At 63.6% G+C, this 15,617-nt stretch carries 17 protein-coding genes; 5 read left to right on the top strand and 12 right to left on the bottom strand.

Going from position 1 to position 15,617, the window contains the following annotated elements:
- Positions 1-33: 33 nt before the first annotated feature.
- The 3 genes from adh to AC0NIH_RS28875 all read right to left on the bottom strand — a co-directional run bounded on the left by adh (position 34) and on the right by AC0NIH_RS28875 (position 3,180).
- Positions 34-1,551: an aldehyde dehydrogenase gene (gene adh / locus AC0NIH_RS28885; protein WP_473463942.1), complete on the bottom strand. Its 1,518-nt coding sequence runs from the start codon at positions 1,549-1,551 to the stop codon at positions 34-36.
- Between the two features lie 143 nt (positions 1,552-1,694).
- Positions 1,695-2,663 carry a GAF domain-containing protein gene (locus tag AC0NIH_RS28880; protein WP_473464379.1) on the bottom strand — a complete coding sequence of 323 codons (969 nt, stop codon included), beginning with the start codon at positions 2,661-2,663 and terminating at the stop codon, positions 1,695-1,697.
- A gap of 379 nt (positions 2,664-3,042) precedes the next feature.
- Positions 3,043-3,180 carry a hypothetical protein gene (locus AC0NIH_RS28875; RefSeq protein ID WP_352710408.1) on the bottom strand — a complete coding sequence of 46 codons (138 nt, stop codon included), beginning with the start codon at positions 3,178-3,180 and terminating at the stop codon, positions 3,043-3,045.
- Between the two features lie 262 nt (positions 3,181-3,442).
- Between AC0NIH_RS28875 and AC0NIH_RS28870 the strand changes: the two genes are divergently transcribed.
- Positions 3,443-4,939 carry an aldehyde dehydrogenase family protein gene (locus AC0NIH_RS28870; RefSeq protein ID WP_473463944.1) on the top strand — a complete coding sequence of 499 codons (1,497 nt, stop codon included), beginning with the start codon at positions 3,443-3,445 and terminating at the stop codon, positions 4,937-4,939.
- Between the two features lie 17 nt (positions 4,940-4,956).
- On the opposite strand, the gene AC0NIH_RS28865 is transcribed toward AC0NIH_RS28870, so the two are convergent.
- Positions 4,957-5,457 carry an ABC transporter permease gene (locus AC0NIH_RS28865; protein WP_473463946.1) on the bottom strand — a complete coding sequence of 167 codons (501 nt, stop codon included), beginning with the start codon at positions 5,455-5,457 and terminating at the stop codon, positions 4,957-4,959.
- Positions 5,458-5,507: 50 nt separating this feature from the next.
- On the opposite strand from AC0NIH_RS28865, the gene AC0NIH_RS28860 reads away from it, so the two are divergent.
- Positions 5,508-5,855 carry a hypothetical protein gene (locus AC0NIH_RS28860; protein WP_473463948.1) on the top strand — a complete coding sequence of 116 codons (348 nt, stop codon included), beginning with the start codon at positions 5,508-5,510 and terminating at the stop codon, positions 5,853-5,855.
- Between the two features lie 228 nt (positions 5,856-6,083).
- On the opposite strand, the gene AC0NIH_RS28855 is transcribed toward AC0NIH_RS28860, so the two are convergent.
- Positions 6,084-6,971, bottom strand: coding sequence for a LysR family transcriptional regulator (locus tag AC0NIH_RS28855; RefSeq protein ID WP_473463950.1), 888 nt, complete (start codon positions 6,969-6,971; stop codon positions 6,084-6,086).
- Between the two features lie 91 nt (positions 6,972-7,062).
- Between AC0NIH_RS28855 and AC0NIH_RS28850 the strand changes: the two genes are divergently transcribed.
- Together AC0NIH_RS28850 and AC0NIH_RS28845 are read left to right on the top strand one after the other, a co-directional pair.
- Positions 7,063-7,986 (top strand): NAD-dependent epimerase/dehydratase family protein, encoded by a 924-nt coding sequence (locus tag AC0NIH_RS28850; protein WP_473463953.1) that lies wholly within the window; start codon positions 7,063-7,065, stop codon positions 7,984-7,986.
- A 23-nt stretch (positions 7,987-8,009) separates the two neighbouring features.
- Complete coding sequence (locus AC0NIH_RS28845; protein ID WP_473463955.1) at positions 8,010-8,729, top strand: SDR family NAD(P)-dependent oxidoreductase; 720 nt, start codon at positions 8,010-8,012, stop codon at positions 8,727-8,729.
- A gap of 31 nt (positions 8,730-8,760) precedes the next feature.
- Here the strand turns inward: AC0NIH_RS28845 and AC0NIH_RS28840 are convergent, their stop codons facing one another.
- The 4 genes from AC0NIH_RS28840 to AC0NIH_RS28825 form a co-directional block, all read right to left on the bottom strand.
- The gene (locus AC0NIH_RS28840; protein WP_473463957.1) at positions 8,761-9,573 is read right to left on the bottom strand and encodes an SDR family NAD(P)-dependent oxidoreductase; all 813 of its coding nucleotides are present in this window, start codon (positions 9,571-9,573) and stop codon (positions 8,761-8,763) included.
- Between the two features lie 183 nt (positions 9,574-9,756).
- Positions 9,757-10,260, bottom strand: coding sequence for an SRPBCC domain-containing protein (locus AC0NIH_RS28835; RefSeq protein ID WP_224685928.1), 504 nt, complete (start codon positions 10,258-10,260; stop codon positions 9,757-9,759).
- 3 nt (positions 10,261-10,263) lie between these two features.
- Positions 10,264-10,863: an NADPH-dependent F420 reductase gene (locus AC0NIH_RS28830; RefSeq protein ID WP_473463961.1), complete on the bottom strand. Its 600-nt coding sequence runs from the start codon at positions 10,861-10,863 to the stop codon at positions 10,264-10,266.
- 74 nt (positions 10,864-10,937) lie between these two features.
- Complete coding sequence (locus AC0NIH_RS28825) at positions 10,938-11,672, bottom strand: SDR family NAD(P)-dependent oxidoreductase (protein WP_473463964.1); 735 nt, start codon at positions 11,670-11,672, stop codon at positions 10,938-10,940.
- A 277-nt stretch (positions 11,673-11,949) separates the two neighbouring features.
- Here AC0NIH_RS28825 and AC0NIH_RS28820 point away from each other — a divergent pair, with 277 nt between their 5' ends.
- Positions 11,950-12,858, top strand: a complete 909-nt coding sequence (locus AC0NIH_RS28820; protein ID WP_473463966.1) for a LysR family transcriptional regulator — start codon at positions 11,950-11,952, stop codon at positions 12,856-12,858.
- Positions 12,859-12,970: 112 nt separating this feature from the next.
- Here the strand turns inward: AC0NIH_RS28820 and AC0NIH_RS28815 are convergent, their stop codons facing one another.
- Genes AC0NIH_RS28815 through AC0NIH_RS28805 form a run of 3 tightly spaced genes read right to left on the bottom strand, consistent with a single transcriptional unit; the run spans position 12,971 to position 15,589 of the window.
- Positions 12,971-13,783 (bottom strand): SDR family NAD(P)-dependent oxidoreductase, encoded by an 813-nt coding sequence (locus AC0NIH_RS28815; protein WP_023777157.1) that lies wholly within the window; start codon positions 13,781-13,783, stop codon positions 12,971-12,973.
- A gap of 19 nt (positions 13,784-13,802) precedes the next feature.
- Complete coding sequence (locus AC0NIH_RS28810; RefSeq protein WP_473463970.1) at positions 13,803-14,780, bottom strand: sugar phosphate isomerase/epimerase family protein; 978 nt, start codon at positions 14,778-14,780, stop codon at positions 13,803-13,805.
- A gap of 29 nt (positions 14,781-14,809) precedes the next feature.
- On the bottom strand, positions 14,810-15,589 hold the full coding sequence (locus AC0NIH_RS28805; RefSeq protein WP_473463972.1) for an SDR family NAD(P)-dependent oxidoreductase: 780 nt from the start codon (positions 15,587-15,589) through the stop codon (positions 14,810-14,812).
- Positions 15,590-15,617: the final 28 nt, after the last annotated feature.

Genomic DNA, 15,617 nt, shown 5'->3' with positions numbered 1-15,617 from the left:
CTGCGGAGCCGCGCCTTTGAGCCAAAGAGGCGATCAGAAGAAGCCGAGCTTCTTCGGGCTGTAGCTGACCAGCATGTTCTTGGTCTGCTGGTAGTGGTCGAGCATCATCTTGTGGGTCTCTCGGCCGATGCCGGACTGCTTGTAGCCGCCGAAGGCCGCATGTGCGGGATAGGCATGATAGCAGTTGGTCCAGACGCGGCCAGCCTGGATCGCGCGGCCGAAGCGATAGGCGCGGTTGGCATCGCGTGTCCAGACGCCGGCACCGAGGCCGTAGAGCGTATCGTTGGCTATGCTGAGCGCTTCGTCGTCGTCCTTGAAAGTCGTGACCGAAACCACCGGCCCAAAAATCTCCTCCTGGAAGATGCGCATCTTGTTGTGGCCCTTGAACACCGTGGGTTGGACGTAGTAGCCGCCGGCCAGGTCGCCGGGCAGAAGATTGCGCTGCCCGCCCGTCAGCAACTCGGCTCCTTCCTGGCGGCCGACATCGATATAGGACAGGATCTTTTCCATCTGCTCGGACGAAGCCTGGGCCCCGATCATCGTTGCCGGATCGAGCGGATCGCCCTGCACGATCGCCTCGACGCGCTTGAGGGCGCGTTCCATGAACCTGTCGTAGATCGATTCCTGGATGAGCGCGCGGCTCGGGCAGGTGCACACCTCGCCCTGGTTCAGCGCGAACATGACGAAGCCTTCGACCGCCTTGTCGAAGAAATCGTCGTCTTCGGCGACGACATCCTTGAAGAAAATGTTCGGTGACTTGCCGCCGAGCTCGAGCGTCACCGGGATCAGGTTCTGGCTGGCATACTGCATGATCAGCCGGCCCGTCGTCGTCTCGCCGGTAAAGGCGATCTTGGCAATCCGCGGCGACGAAGCCAGCGGCTTGCCGGCCTCGAGGCCAAAGCCGTTGACGATGTTGAGCACGCCCGGCGGCAAGAGGTCGCCGATGAGATCGGCCCAGAGCAGGATGGCAGCCGGGGTCTGCTCGGCAGGTTTCAGGACGACGCAATTGCCGGCGGCAAGCGCGGGAGCAAGTTTCCAGCATGCCATCAGCAACGGGAAGTTCCACGGGATGATCTGGCCGACCACGCCGAGCGGCTCATGGAAATGATAGGCGACGGTGTCGTCGTCGATCTGGGAGAGGCTGCCTTCCTGGCCACGCACCGCGCCGGCGAAATAGCGGAAATGGTCGATGGCCAAAGGCAGGTCGGCCGCGGTCGTTTCGCGGATCGGCTTGCCGTTGTCCCAGGTCTCGGCGCATGCGAGGAGATCGAGGTTTTCCTCCATTCGATCGGCGATGCGGTTGAGGATGAGGGAGCGCTCGGCGACGCTGGTGCGCGCCCAGGCGTCCTTGGCGGCATGCGCGGCGTCCAGGGCCGCCTCGATGTCCTGGCCGTCCGAGCGCGCTACTTCGCACAGCAGTTGGCCATTCACCGGCGAGAAGTTCTCGAAATAACGGCCGGAGCGGGGCTCGGCCCATTTGCCACCGATGAAATTGCCATAGCGCTTGTCGAAGGGCGCCTTGACCGGGCGTGAGAATTCAACCTTGTTCATGTGTCTTCCTCCCAAAGCTGGCGTCGCGGGATGCGACGCTTCGGGAGAGACTTGCGGTTTCCGCCTTTGGTTGTCACCGCACCGGTTGCCGCGGCTGGGCAGGATGTGTCGCAGAATTGCGACAGTCACGGGATCTCGGCGTTTCAGTGAGGCCGATGAACATCCAGGCGGTTGAGTTTGCGGTGAAGCGTCGCGCGGCTGATACCAAGCGCCTGCGCCGCGGCCGAGACATTTCCGTCAGCCCGCGCGAGCGCACGCTGGAGGGCCCCGCGCTCTGCCTCTGCAAGAATCTTAGGGCCAATCTCAGCCCAGCCGAGCAGATCGGCGGCGGGCATTGGTTTGTCGAGACACTGCTGTGTAATGCCAAGCGCCAGGCGGGCCGAACGGGTAGCACCGACCACGAGATCGTCCGCGTCGATGGCGATCAGCGCGCCCGAACCCTTGTCGGTCACCGGCGCAAGCAGAATTCGTGCCTTCGGGAATGCCATCTTGAAGTTTTCGCTTTCGATCCGGCGCGCCGCGTCGACGACAGCCATCGAGATGAGATTGACAAACGCTTCGGTCAGATCGGCCCGGCAGGAGGACACGTCAAGCGCCGCCACGAGGTTTCCCTCATGGTCGTGGATCGGGGCTGTGGTGCAGCTGAGCAGGGTGTTGCGCGTGTGGAAATGCTGGTCACGGTGGATCGTCAACGCCCGGCGTTCGACCAGGCAGGTGCCGATCCCATTGGTGCCCTGGCTTTCCTCATTCCAGACGGAGCCAGTCCACAAACCCCAGGAATGAAACGTCTCATCATCGACAGGCGCGCCGCGCCGTTCGACCGGCACGCCGTCGCGATCGGCGAGCAGGACACAGCATCCGACGCCGCCTACCGCGAGATAGAGACGGTCGAGACTGGCTTGGGCAGCACGAAGGAGAGGTTCGATCCGTTGCCGGGCCTGCGCCAGTTCGGCCTCCGTCAGATAATGTGGAGGGCTGCAATCGGCTGGTTCGAGCCGATGCAAATTGGAAGACCGTCGCCAGGAGGCAACCAGGGCGGACTTCGCCGCCGCGTCCGACGCAATCGCCGCCTGGATGCGGTCGGCATGATGACCGGATAGATCTGCTCCCATACTTATCCTCCAACCCTGATGAATTTCCTCCCGGTCTGATCCGGTCTGCGGTTCGATCGGCACTTAGTCAATTCGTCGAAAGGAGCAGAAGGACAGATCTCTTGCCTGCCATTGCCATCCAATGGCTGCCCCATCGAGGAAGCCTATCAACAGAACGAATCGCGTTCATTGATCGGGAGCAAACTTCGCTTGGGCGGCTACCCACATTGCGAAACCTGGCCGGAGGCCCGTCAATGCGAGTTTTGGGGTTGTCGGAAATGCTCACGGCCGCAGTCGCGGCGTCATAGCCATCATCGCGCGGCGATGATGGTCGAAAAGGCACCCACAAATGTACCCTGACATTCAAGACCGCTTCCGGCGCGAAGAAAGGCACGGGGAGCTAGCTCGATTGCTTTGATGGATTTGAATGCGGGACCACCGCACGAGCGCCGTTGTAGATCGAGCGCATGTTGACGTTGGCGATCCGGTCGAACATCTCTTCGTCCATCGTCTCAAGCGGCAAGGGCGGCTGCGCCACGCCGGTATTGTTGACCAGTATGTCGAGACCGCCGAAGGCCGAGCACGAATTTCTTGACGATGCCTTCGCCAAATCCAGACCCGCCACCGGTGACGATGGCGACCTTCCCGGCAAGTCTCATATCTGTTCCTCCGTTGCCCGAACCATCGGGGAAGACACGCGCGTTGCACATTCCGATTATCTGAACGCCCTTTTAGCTTTCCTTGTTTGAGCTCGCCCGCGCCGGGAGTAATAGTCGCGTCCGAATTGCGAGGAGGAAAAGATGACGCTGAACTTCGACCCGAGGGCGAAGGCCGCGACGCTCTACCATGGCGAATTCCGGCCGATGTTCATTGGCGGCAAGTGGGTGGCGGCGCAGTCCGGTGAGGAGATGCAGGCGCTGAATCCGGCGACCGGCGAGGTGCTGGCGACGGTGCCGCGCGGCTCGGCCGCCGATGTCGGCGCGGCTGTGGCTGCCGCGCGCGTGGCGTTCGAAGGGCCGTGGTCGACATTCTCGCCCTATGAGCGGCAGTGCGTGCTTTTGCGCATCGCCGATCTCTTCGAGGCGCATTGGGAAGAGCTCAGTGTTTCCGACACGCTCGACATGGGACTGCCGATCACGCGCACGCTCGCCAACCGGCGTCGCGTCATCGGCATGCTACGCTACTATGCCGGCATGGCCACCGCGCTACATGGCGAGGCGATCGACAATTCCATTCCCGGCGAGATCGTCACTTTCACCCGGCGAGAACCGGTGGGCGTCGTCGGCGCGATCATTCCCTGGAACGCTCCGACCGCCGCGTCGATCTGGAAGATCGCACCAGCGCTCGCCACCGGCTGCACCATCGTGCTGAAACCGTCGGAGGATGCGTCGCTGACGCCACTGCTGATCGCGCGGCTGATGCAGGAAGCAGGCGTGCCCGACGGCGTCGTCAACATCGTCACCGGCACGGGAGCCGAGGCCGGCGCGCGGCTCGCCGAACATCCCGATGTCAACAAGATCGTCTTCACCGGCTCGACGCTGACCGGCCAAGCGATCGCCTGCGCCGGTGTCGCCAACCTCAAGCGCGTTTCGCTGGAGCTCGGCGGCAAATCGCCGATCATCGTCTGCCGCGACGCCGATATCGACAAGGCCGTCCCGGTCGCGGCCATGGCGGTGTTCGTTCATTCGGGTCAGATCTGCATTGCCGGCTCGCGGCTATTCGTGGCGCGCGAGATCCATGACGAGTTCGTGCGCCGGGTCGCCGAATTCGCCGGCAGGCTGCGCGTCGGCCACGGCATCGAGGCAGAGACGGAGATCGGGCCGCTGATCAACGCCAGGCAGGCCGGCAAGGTCGAGGGTTACATCAAGGCCGGCAGCGACGAGGGCGCCAAGCTGGTCGCCGGCGGCTCGCGGTTGACGGGCGAACTCTATGACGGCGGCAACTTCATCGCGCCAACCGTCTTCGGTTCGGTATCGGACAAGATGACCATCGCACGCGAAGAGATTTTCGGCCCGGTCATCTCGGCGATGCCTTTCGACACGCTGGATGAGGCCGTCAGGCGCGCCAACGCAACGCCTTACGGCCTGGCCGCCGGCATCTTCACCACCCATCTCGGCACCGCGCACAAGCTCGCCCGCCGCGTCAAGGCCGGCTCGGTCTGGGTCAACATGTACCATGCCATCGACCCTGCGGTGCCGTTCGGCGGCATGAAGATGTCGGGCTATGGCCGCGAGGGCGGCGTCGAGCATCTGCATGAGTATCTGGAGACAAAGGCGATCTGGATCCAGACGGATTAGCTATCGGCGCTGAATCGTCAGTGCGCCAACTCGCGCAGATTGGTGCGGATCAGGTTCATGAACTGCTCCGAGAAGCTATGATGCACATAGCCTCGGGCGGTGATGATCGGGCGCGTCGGCAGCCCGGTGGTGCGGGCCGCGTTCGGGTTGTCGCCAGTGGCATAGACCAGCCGGCCGAAGCGGGTCCTCCGCAGGAAGAAGCCCATGAGAGCGGTCACCGCCGCGAAGATGACCACCGACATCGGGATGCCGAAAATGGTGCCGTTGCCGACGAATTTCAGCCAGCCGATATCGGAGGGGGCATAGAGCACGTCGGACGCAAAGACGATGCGGCCAGAGCCGTAGACCGAGGATGCGATGGCAAGGGTGGCGAAGATAGGCGGGATTTCGGCCACCGCCACCATGACGCCGGTGAACAGGCCGATGGCCGCGACCAGGATGGCGCCGCAGATGACGGCCAGTGTGAAGTCGACACCCCAGGTGGAGATCCAAATGCTGAAGGCGACGCCGACCACCATCCACCGCCACCATGGTCAGGTCGATGCCACGCCCGACGACGATGAATCCCATGCCGACGGCCAGCGTGCCGAGGATCGAGACATTCTTGAGAATGGCAAAGGATGTTGCCCTGGCTCAGGAAATTGTTGAGCGTCGCCGAGAACACCAGGAAGAGAACGACCGAGATCGCGCCGACGACGAGTTCCTGGGACATTTTGATGCCCAAGCGCGCGGTGTCGGTTTTGCCCGAACCAGCCAAGTCACTTCCTCCCTCGCTGCCGGTTTGAACCAGCAGCGTGCCAAAGTGGCCTTGCCCCAGGGGCTTTGCCGCGACGACGTTTCCTCCACAGCCCTAAGCCGGCTGTTTCCGCAAAGACCATCGCGGCTCGGGACGGCAGGGGCAATTTCGATTTTCTGATGCGCGGTGCAGTTCGTCGTGTGGAGAAAGAGATGGGGAACAATGGCGCGAAGGCAGCGCCGAGAACTTTCTCGACTGTGTCCTCTGCGATGTAGGGTTCGATCAGGAAGTCCGGCAATGCCGCCACGCCGAACCCGGCCGGTGCCACCCATAGCGGCAACTCTTCCTGCACCGCTCGGAAGCATCCTTTGATGCCTGCTGTTCAAGCCCTCGCGGTCGGGTCGCCATTTAAAACGTATTGGAGAACCGTCCAAGCAGCCATCGGCCAGCGGGGCCTGGCAATTGATCCGCCGGATAGACTGCCTGGAAGGGCATCAAGCCTGCGGCGGGACCTTCCAACTCGATGCTCACGAGTCGACCACTCGCGAGGTCGTCAGCCACCAGCCAATGGGGCATGTGCCCCCAACCCAGCCCGGCGCGAAGAAAGGCGTGCTTGGCGCCGAGATCGGCCATGCGCCAGATGTTTTTGCCTTGCACGCCGTAATCGATCCCATCGGTCATGGAAGAGCGGTCGGTCAGCACGAGTTGAGTTTCGGTCAGCACCTCTCGAAGTGTGACCGGCCCTTCGGCCATCGCCAACGGCGAACCCGGCGCGACGACCGTCACCATTTTTTCGCTGAACAAGCGTTCGGCCGCCACTCCTGGTGGCGCGAATGGAAGCGTCCCGGTGATGCCGAGACCGCACCGGCCGTCGAGCACCATCTGCGCAACGGCACCGAGCGCCTCGACATGCAGCCGAAGCGGTGTCGACCTGAACCGCTGTTTGAAACCGGCAAGGGCATCGGTGAGGCAGCGTTGCGGGAACATCACGTCGACGACGATGGATAACTCGGGTTCAAGTCCGGCGGAGAAGTTCCGCGCCTTGGCCTTCAGCGCCTCAGCGTCGTTCACCAGCCGCCGCGCGTCGCCGAGCAGGTTGGTGCCGTGCGGCGTCAATTGCGGGAAACGGCCGAGACGCTCGAACAGCGGTACCCCCAGCTGTGCCTCTAAATTGGCTATCGATTGGCTGACCACCGACTGCGCCCGCCCTAACAGACGTCCGGCCGCCGAGAAGCTGCCTTGGTCGGCAGCAGCGACGAAGGTTCGCAGATGGTCGAGAGAGACGCCGTCGAGCATGTATCTGTCAAAACGATGGATGTCATCTACTTATATAGGCTTCTTCGAGGGGGCGGTAGCTCATATTTCTTCACCAAAGGAGACCGCGAGCTTGACCCATGTTCTTGTCTTAGGAGCCACTGGCTTCGTCGGTGGTGCCATTGCCCGCCGCTTTGTTGAGAGCGGGCATCGCGTCAGCGGGCTGGCGCGCAGCGACACCAAGGCCGCGCAACTGAGTGAGGCGGGTATCGCTCCGGTCCGCGGCGACATTGAAGCCGATCTCCCGTCGATCTTGGCGAAAACCCGCACAGCGGACGCGGTCATCTACGCTGCCCAGATCGCTCCGCCTGCCGAGCAGCAAGCGGTCGCCAGCCTGCTGGGAACGTTGGCCGACAGCGAAAAGATCTTTCTGTTCTTATCCGGGTCAGGCGTCCTCTGTCAGCGAACCAGCGGTGCCTGGAGTGCTGACAGCTTTGCCGAAGACGATGCGTTCGTGCCTGAGCCGCTCGCTATCGCGCGCGTCGAGACGGAACAACGTGTGCGCGCCGCCGCCCAGAAAGGCGTGCGGGCGATGGTCTTGCGCCCGCCGCTCATCTGGGGGCCGGGCGATCACGGACATGTCTCGATGGTCTACCAGTCGGTCTCCGTCACCGGAGCCGCCTGCTACGTGGGCGACGGCCTGGCGACCTACGGCAATGTTCATGTCGACGATATCGCGGACCTGTTTGCCAGAGCAATGCAATCGGGCAGACCGGGCGCGCTCTACCATGCGGTCGCAGGAGAAATCCCCAACCGGTGGATCGCCGAAGCCGTCGCGCGTGATCTGGGTGTTCCGAGCCGCAGCGTCACCATGACCGAGGCGGCCGAAATCTGGGGTGAATTCGGTGCCCTGGTCATGAGCGTCTCGAGCCGTGTGCGCGATGCGGCCACCCGGGCGGCGCTCGGCTGGTCCCCCCGTCACAGCGACATGCTGTCGGAAATCGGCGAGCCGCGGCTTCGCGCGCTGGCCACCTCTCAAACACAACAAGGAGCATAAGAATGAGCACTCATGAAGGAAAGGTGGCGATCGTCACCGGCGGCAGGCAGGGCATCGGTCGAGGCGTGGCGGATCTGCTTGCCAGGCGGGGCGCCAAAGTTGCCATCGTCAATCGCAAGGACGCCGCCGATGTGGCTGAAGCGATCGGCAATAGTGCGATCGCGATCGCGGCGGACGTCACGAGCGAAAGCGACTGGGCCAAGGTCGCAAGCACGGTGGAGACCGCCTTCGGCCGTGCTGACATCCTCGTCCACGCCGCCGGGGCATATCCGATGGCGACGCTTGAGCAGATGACGCCTGAGGCCTGGCGTGCAGTCATGGCGCTCAATCTCGACGCACACCTGATGGGTGCACGCGCGATCGTGCCGCTCATGCGGAAGTCGGGCGGAGGCGCTATCGTTGCGATCGGCTCAAACGCAGTCGGCATGGTGACGCCGCCCGGCTTCGGCTTCTCCCACTACATCACGTCCAAGATGGGCGTCATTGGCCTGGTTCGAGCGCTCGCCAGCGAACTCGCGGCCGACAACATCATCGTCAACGCCGTCCACCCCGGCATCACCGATACCGAGGGCGCGAGCGGGATGCCGAACGAGCAGAAGGCGCAGGTCTATATGCAGCAGGCGATCAAGAGGTTGGGCACGCCCGCCGATATCGCCGGGCCGGTCGCCTTCCTCACCAGCGACGACGCCCGTTTCGTCACCGGCCAGACGCTGGTCGTCGACGGTGGCTGGCTCCGGCTCTGAGGAAAACGCCATGAGCACCGCCCCTCATCGCCTACGCGACGAAACGGACCACGCCGCCATCCACCCGTAAAGCCGCGCCGGTTGTCGCCGAAGCCTGCTCCGAGCATGCATAGATGATCATGTTGGCCACCTCGTCGGTGGTCGAGAAGCGTTGGATAAGGGTGGTTGGACGCATTGCCTTCAGGAAGCCCTGCTCGGCTTCCTGCTGCGTGATCCCGTTTGCGTCAGCTTGCTTCGCCATGAAGTCGCCCAGGATCTCGGAGCGGGTAGGACCCGGCAAGACGGCGTTGACAGTGACGCCCGTGCCCGCGACCGCCTCGGCAAGCCCGCGCGAGATCGCGAGTTGAGCTGTCTTGGTCATGCCGTAGTCGAGCATTTCCTTGGGGATGTTGACCGCGGACTCGCTACTTACAAACACGACACGGCCCCAGCCTTTCGCCACCATCCGCGGCAGGTAATGACGGGTCACGCGTACGCCACTCATCACGTTCAACTGGAAGAGGCCGAGCCAGTCCTCGTCGGGGATTTTCGCGATGTCCTCGACGCCATTGTAGCTCCGGATGTGAGCCGTACCAACGTTGTTCACAAGGATGTCGGCGTCCGGCGCCTGCGCGATCAAGGCCTCGGCACCCTCCGCTGTCGCAAGATCGGCGGCGATGCCTGAGATGTCGCTTCCGGGAAAGGCCTGCCGCATCAGCCGCACCGCCTCGTCGACCCGGGTATTCCCACGGCCGTTGACGACGACCGATGCGCCGGCACGGGCCAGCCCCTCCGCCGTCGCGCGGCCGATACCTGCGGTCGATCCGGTGACAATCGCCTTGCGGCCCTTGAGTTCAATATTCATATCATTCATCTCCAATGGTAGGTGGTGATCATCCGCCGATCCAGGCTAGAATCGCCCGTCGCAGTTGAATACCGACAATATTTGGACGAAGGCGGGCCCAGCATTTGGACGAAGGCGGGCCCAGCTTTGTTCGGTCGAAGCGTCGCGGCCCAGGCGACGCGGCGACGGCTCAGGACAAGCACGTCAATCCGCCTTGTTCGCGACTTCCGCCTCCGCTGCGCGGGCAAGGCTTTCGACCCATTCCTGGTGATAACGGTAGAGTGCACCGGGATGCTTGCGCCCGAGTTCCTCAAGGAACCAAGGGCCCTGCTGCGTTTCTTCGGTCAGCACATGGCAGCCATCGGCTGTAGGAGTGATGACCCAGCCGTGGTACGCGCTCGATCCGGTAACGTCGCCATCGACTGTTGTCGACCATGCCAGCCTGCGGAAGGGTTCGCACTCCGTCACGACCAGACTCATCGGAAAGCCAACCGTCACCCGGGTGTATCTGGTTTCAAGCGCCAGTTCCGGCTTGCCGCCCAGGATCTTGACCTGATCCTCGGCGGGAAAGTAGCTCGACCAATTCTCGGCATCGACCAGCAGCTTCCAGACCACTTCAGGCGGCGCCTTCACGTCAATGTCGTTGAGTGCGTAGATAGCCGACGTTTTCGGATCATATCGCTCGGGCCAAATCACGTGGTCATACATCGATCACTGTTCCTTCTTGAACAGGTCCTGGAAGATGAGCTGGCCCCAAGTGCGGCCGCGTGCGTGCACCAGCGCGCCACCCTCGTTGAGCTTTCCCAGCTTGACGGGTGCGAACCCGAGTTGTTTGGCCAAGGCCGCCACGGGAGCGATCGCGTCCTCGTCGTCAGCAGACAGAAAGACGACCCGGTGCCCGCCCTCGACGATCGGATCGGCAGCCAGGGTGGCCGCAATCAGGTGATTGAACCCTTTGACGAGCTTGGCGCCGGTGAACGCCTTCGCGACGAAGGCGGAGGAGGGGAGACTGCCCAGCTCTTCAGGGACAGGGAACGCGTTCATCGCGTCGATGATTGTCTTGCCTTCCCAGCTCGGCAGGGCCTTCGCGACCTTGCGATGCTCCCCGAACGGGACCGCCAGGATGATTGTGTCGGCCTCGAGTGCATCCCGCAGCGACTTGGCGACGACCGTGGGTCCGATCGCCCGGGTCTGTGCCGCCAACGCCTCGGGCGGACGGCGGCTCGCGACGGCCACCTCGATGTTTTTACGGGCGAAGGCGTGGGCGAGGGCCCGGCCTATCTTACCGAATCCTACAATCGCATAGCTCATAATACTTCTCCGTTCCGTGTTGGTATTTGATTCCGGCGCTGGTTAATTGAATGGAGTGACCGGCCGGGCGTGGCTCAGAGTTGCGCAAGGCCGCCGTCGACGGCGACCTCGCTGGCGGTCATGAAGCTGCTGTCCGACGACGCGAGAAAGGCGGCCACGGCCCCGATCTCCGCTGGATCGGCCATGCGCTGGAGCGGCGTCATCGAGGCGAAGACCTTCTGGCCCTCCTCGCCGAGCGCTTCCTTCGCGAGTTCGGTCGCCGTCGCGCCGGGGGACAGCACGTTTACCCGTATGCCGGTGCCCTTCAGATCCTCCGCCCAGGTCCGAGCGAGGTTGCGCACCGCCGCCTTGCTCGCGCTGTAGGCGCTCATTGCCGGGGCGCCCGTGGTGCCGGCGCTCGATCCGGTCAGGATTATCGAACCGCCCTGGCCCATCAGCGGCAGCGCCTTCTGGACAGTGAAGATCGTACCCTTCACATTGGTGTCGAAGGTTTCGTCGATGTGCTCGGCGGTGATCTCGCCGAGCGCAAGCTGGCTTCCCGCCCCGGCATTGGCGAAGACGATGTCGAGCGTTCCGCGCTCGGCCTTCACCGTCGCGTAGAGTCGGTCGAGGTCGGCCTCATCCGAGACCGAGCCCGTCACCGCGCGGGCATTGGGTCCGAGTTCGGCCATAGCCGCGTCGAGCGTTGCCTGCCGGCGACCGAAGATGAAGACGAAGGCGCCCTCCTCGATGAAGCGCTTTGCCGCGGCGCGGCCGATGCCGGTAGCGCCACCCGTGATGACTGCAACCTTACCGTTTAGCTTTCCCATGACTTTGTCCTTCCAGGCTCTGCCTTTGATCGTTCGGGAAGAACCCCGAGAGCCTGGAAATAGGCCTGTCGGGGTCAGGCTTTGAGTGCGGAAGTGCGCACACCGGTGGTGCAAAATCGATCCGGCTGGGCGACTGCCCCCAGTCGCGACGACCGGTGTCCGCCGTTCGGAATTGGGCCGCGCTCGTCGACACAAGCTATGATGGCCGCCCACACTGCTGTACGACTGCATTGGATACGGGGTTTGCAAGGCGCACCGCGCGGTGCGGGATCGCACCATGATCGACTGGGATGACGTTCGCTATTTTCTGGCCGTGGCGCGCGGAGGCTCGGTGCGGGCTGCCGGCGAGCGCCTCGGTGTGAACCACTCGACGGTGCTGCGACGCGTTGCACAGCTCGAGGAACGCCTCGGGGCGCGGATGTTCGAAAAGCGGCCTTCGGGCTACCGCCTGACGGCTGCGGGCGAGGAGGTGCTCGAGCTCGCGAACCAGATGGAAGCGTCGTCGCACCAGTTGGAGACACGCGTCTTCGGGCGCGATCAGAGCGTGCGCGGGCTCCTGCGGGTGACGTTGGCTCCGACCCTCGCGACACACCTGCTCATGCCGGATTTCGCCGAGTTCGCGCGTCTGCATCCGGACATCGAGATGGACGTCTTGTCGTCCGGCGAGCTGGCAAATCTGACCAACCGAGAGGCCGACGTGGCGATCCGCGTCGTCTACGACCGAAAAACCCTGCCGCTCAATCTTCACGGCCTGAAGGGACCGGAACTGTTCGGGGCCGTCTACATATCCTGCGATCGACTAGCCGCATGGCGTGCGGGCGCCTCTGATCCCATCCGGTGGATCGTCATAAGCATTCATGGAATTCCGGATTGGGCCAGCGAAGGTGAGGTTCGCACGACCGGGGTTCCATTCAGGACCACGGACGCCGCAGCGCAGATCGTTGCTGTACGGCAAGGGCTCGGGATCACGACACTGCCCTGCTTCGTCGGGGATGCCGATCCCCTCCTGATGAGGGTGCCGGGCACCGAGCTGCACCTTTACGGAACGCTCTGGCTTCTCACCCAGGGTGAGACACGCAAGACGAAGCGCGTGCGGCTCTTCACGGAGTTCGTGTCCGGCAGGCTCGCCGCGTACGCTCCGCTTCTCGCGGGGCTGTCTATGCCTGAAGCAGACTCTCGCAGGTGACGTTGAGCACCACCATTTGGTGGGCGCGCTCGATGGGGTTCAGGTCAGTCGGCAGCCGATTCAACCTGGAAAGCCATTCAGCCTGGAAGCCCATTCAGCCTGGAAAGCCAACTCAACCTGGAAAGATAGTGAAACCGCCATCGACGCGGATGACCTGGCCGTTGATGAAGCGCGCGCGCGGACCGGCAAGAAAAGCCACCGCCTCGGCGATCTCTTCCGGCTCCGCATACCGGTTCAGCGATTTCCTGCTCGAATCCATGCGCTCCGGATCGACCACACGGGTCGCCTGGAACCGTGCCGTCTTGGTGGCGCCGGGGCTGACCGCATTGATGCGCACGCCATCGTCGATCAGTTCCTTGGCGAGGCAGCGCGTGTAATGCACGACCGCCGCCTTCAACGTCGAGTAGACGACTTCGGGCGAGCAGCCGAGATGTGCCGCCGCCGACGCGATGTTGATGACGGAGCCGCCGCCGCGCTGCTTCATGGGGGGCACGAAGGCCTGGCAGACCAGCATCGTGCCGATCAGGTTGTTCTCGGTGAGCACGCGGATGTCGTCCAGTTCGATGTCGAGGGCGTTGTTCGGGTTCGGCTTGCCGCCCTTGGCGCCGATGTCGCCGCCGGCGCAATTGACCAGCACATGCACGTCGCCGAGATCAGCCTCGATCTTGCGCTTCATCTCGGCCACCGCCTTCTGGTCGCCAATGTTGCCGGTCACCGACGTGACCTTCGTCCCATGCCGCTTCAATCGCTCGACCACCTCGCCGAGATTGGCGAACTCGCCGTATTTGGCCGGCGCCGTTTCGTCCATGTCATGGATCGCGACATTGGCGCCCAATTCCGCCAGACGCTCGGCCATCACGCGACCGAGGCCACGGCCGGAGCCGGTTACGAAGGCGGTCAATCCATCGAGTTCACGTGCCGTCATCAGATATTCTCCACTTTCATCAAACCAAATTGCGCATGTTGGCGGCGCTGCGCCGGATCATGTCGAGCTCATAGGAAACCAGGGAACCGTCGTCTTCACGTTCCCAAGGAGTACGGTAGTCGGCATCGTCGGGTAGCCGATTGCGCTGCGCTGCCCGCAGGCAAGCGGCAAATTCCCGTGCCGTCTTCGGCGGATAGCCGTGCCACCAGTCGTCGCTTAGAAAGCGGACATGCCGCGCCTCCAATGCCCCCGGTTCGAGAACGGCGGTCATGCGATCGTGGTGTTGGCCGAGAATTGCGAACAACTCGGCAAACGGCACCGCGCCATCGCCGATGGCGCAACGGATCAGCCGGTAGCCTTCGGTCGTGAACTGCACGCGGTAGTCCTTGAGGTGGACATGGCGGACATAAGGAGCGATCCGCTGCGCAAAATCGAGCGGCGCTTCGCCGACCGGGAATGTGTTGCCGGTGTCGAAGGTGACACCGACGCCTTCGCCGCCGAACGCGCAGAAATCGACGATTTCCCCGCTGGTGAAGTCCTGGTGGTTTTCGATCGCAAGGACATGGCCTTCGGCAATCGCGCGGGGACCCCATTCCCTCAATCTGTCTCGAATGATGCCGGCGAACTCGCTCCATTTCTCGCCGGCAGCGTTGCGGTCGCCACATAGAACCGGCGTCAGCGCCGTTCGGATGATCTTGGCCCGCAGCAGGCGTGCGGCCCGAAATGCCGCGTCGAGCGGTTCGCCCACCAGCAAGCCGCCGCTGACGATCGGTGTGATCCCAAGGCCGGCGAGCCTTTCGCGCAGCGCGATCACCGCGTCGTCGGAAAGTTCCGCCAGCCATGGCACCCAGATCTCCAGCACCCGCGCGCCGAGTTCGGTCGCGAGCGCAATGAAACCTTCCAGCCCTGCCGGCTCGGGATTGGCGCGGGGCGTACCGCGGGCCTGGAGCCCGAGATGATAGGTCAGACCATAGGGGTTCAGGCCGACCTTGAGCATGGTGCGATCCTTTGATTCGGGTTTTGCGGTCATCGCAGGCCGGCATCCACGGTAATCGACTGCTTGGTGATCATGCGGCTGTCGTCGGCGGCAAGGAACAGCACCGCGCGCGCGACCTCTGCGCCGAGCAGAACGCGGCGGATCATCTGCCGCTGCACGACCTGGTCGACCGATGCCTGCGTCTTGAACCAAAGCTGCCGTTGCCGGTCGGTGATGACGGCACCCGGCTCGATGGCGTTGACGCGGATGTTGTCGGGGCCAAATGCCCGCGCCAGCGCGAACGTCAACCCGACCACCGCAGCCTTGGCCGTCGCATAAGGCGCCATCTCCGCCGCGCCGAAACGCCAGGCGATCGAGGAAAAATTGACGATCGAACCAAAGCCCAACTCCTTCATGTGCGGATGCACGGCTTGCGCGGCAAAGAAGTGGTGCCTGAGGTTCACGTCCTGGGCGTGGTCCCAGTACTCCTGCGTCACGTCGGCGACCGGGTGGCGATTGTCGTCGGCGGCGTTGTTGACCAGCACCGCGACGGATCCGAGGTGGTCGCGCACCGTGCCGATCGCAGCCTGGAGAGCGGGAATATCGGTCACGTCGCAGCGCAAGAATAGTGGTGCGTGCGGTGCCGTGGCGGCGAGTTCCCGCGCGAGATCCTCGCCGGCCTCCTGCTGCAGATCGAGAAACGCGACGCGCGCGCCATTGGCGGCGAAGGCGCGGACCGTGTCGGCGCCGATGCCTGACGCGCCGCCGGTGATCAGCACGACACGATCAGTGAGGCTCGGATAGGTGGCAAAGGACAATGCGGAGCTCATTTCAGATCAGGCGTTGGTCAGATCAGGC

It is taken from the genome of Mesorhizobium sp. WSM1386 (assembly GCF_055901595.1).
The sequence above is the reverse complement of the archived record's forward strand: the minus strand, read 5'-3'. Positions and strand labels throughout refer to the sequence as shown.

Bases quoted from the DNA above. Each gene is read 5' to 3' on its own strand.
- AC0NIH_RS28880 (WP_473464379.1), bottom strand. From the start codon at position 2,663: ATGGGAGCAGATCTATCCGGTCATCATGCCGACCGCATCCAGGCGGCG.
- AC0NIH_RS28860 (WP_473463948.1), top strand. From the start codon at position 5,508: ATGCCGACGGCCAGCGTGCCGAGGATCGAGACATTCTTGAGAATGGCA.
- AC0NIH_RS28825 (WP_473463964.1), bottom strand. From the start codon at position 11,672: ATGGGAAAGCTAAACGGTAAGGTTGCAGTCATCACGGGTGGCGCTACC.
- AC0NIH_RS28820 (WP_473463966.1), top strand. From the start codon at position 11,950: ATGATCGACTGGGATGACGTTCGCTATTTTCTGGCCGTGGCGCGCGGA.
- AC0NIH_RS28865 (WP_473463946.1), bottom strand. From the start codon at position 5,457: ATGGTGGTCGGCGTCGCCTTCAGCATTTGGATCTCCACCTGGGGTGTC.
- AC0NIH_RS28830 (WP_473463961.1), bottom strand. From the start codon at position 10,863: ATGAGCTATGCGATTGTAGGATTCGGTAAGATAGGCCGGGCCCTCGCC.
- AC0NIH_RS28855 (WP_473463950.1), bottom strand. From the start codon at position 6,971: ATGCTCGACGGCGTCTCTCTCGACCATCTGCGAACCTTCGTCGCTGCT.
- AC0NIH_RS28840 (WP_473463957.1), bottom strand. From the start codon at position 9,573: ATGAATATTGAACTCAAGGGCCGCAAGGCGATTGTCACCGGATCGACC.
- AC0NIH_RS28870 (WP_473463944.1), top strand. From the start codon at position 3,443: ATGACGCTGAACTTCGACCCGAGGGCGAAGGCCGCGACGCTCTACCAT.
- AC0NIH_RS28805 (WP_473463972.1), bottom strand. From the start codon at position 15,589: ATGAGCTCCGCATTGTCCTTTGCCACCTATCCGAGCCTCACTGATCGT.
- AC0NIH_RS28835 (WP_224685928.1), bottom strand. From the start codon at position 10,260: ATGTATGACCACGTGATTTGGCCCGAGCGATATGATCCGAAAACGTCG.
- adh (WP_473463942.1), bottom strand. From the start codon at position 1,551: ATGAACAAGGTTGAATTCTCACGCCCGGTCAAGGCGCCCTTCGACAAG.
- AC0NIH_RS28810 (WP_473463970.1), bottom strand. From the start codon at position 14,780: ATGCTCAAGGTCGGCCTGAACCCCTATGGTCTGACCTATCATCTCGGG.
- AC0NIH_RS28815 (WP_023777157.1), bottom strand. From the start codon at position 13,783: ATGACGGCACGTGAACTCGATGGATTGACCGCCTTCGTAACCGGCTCC.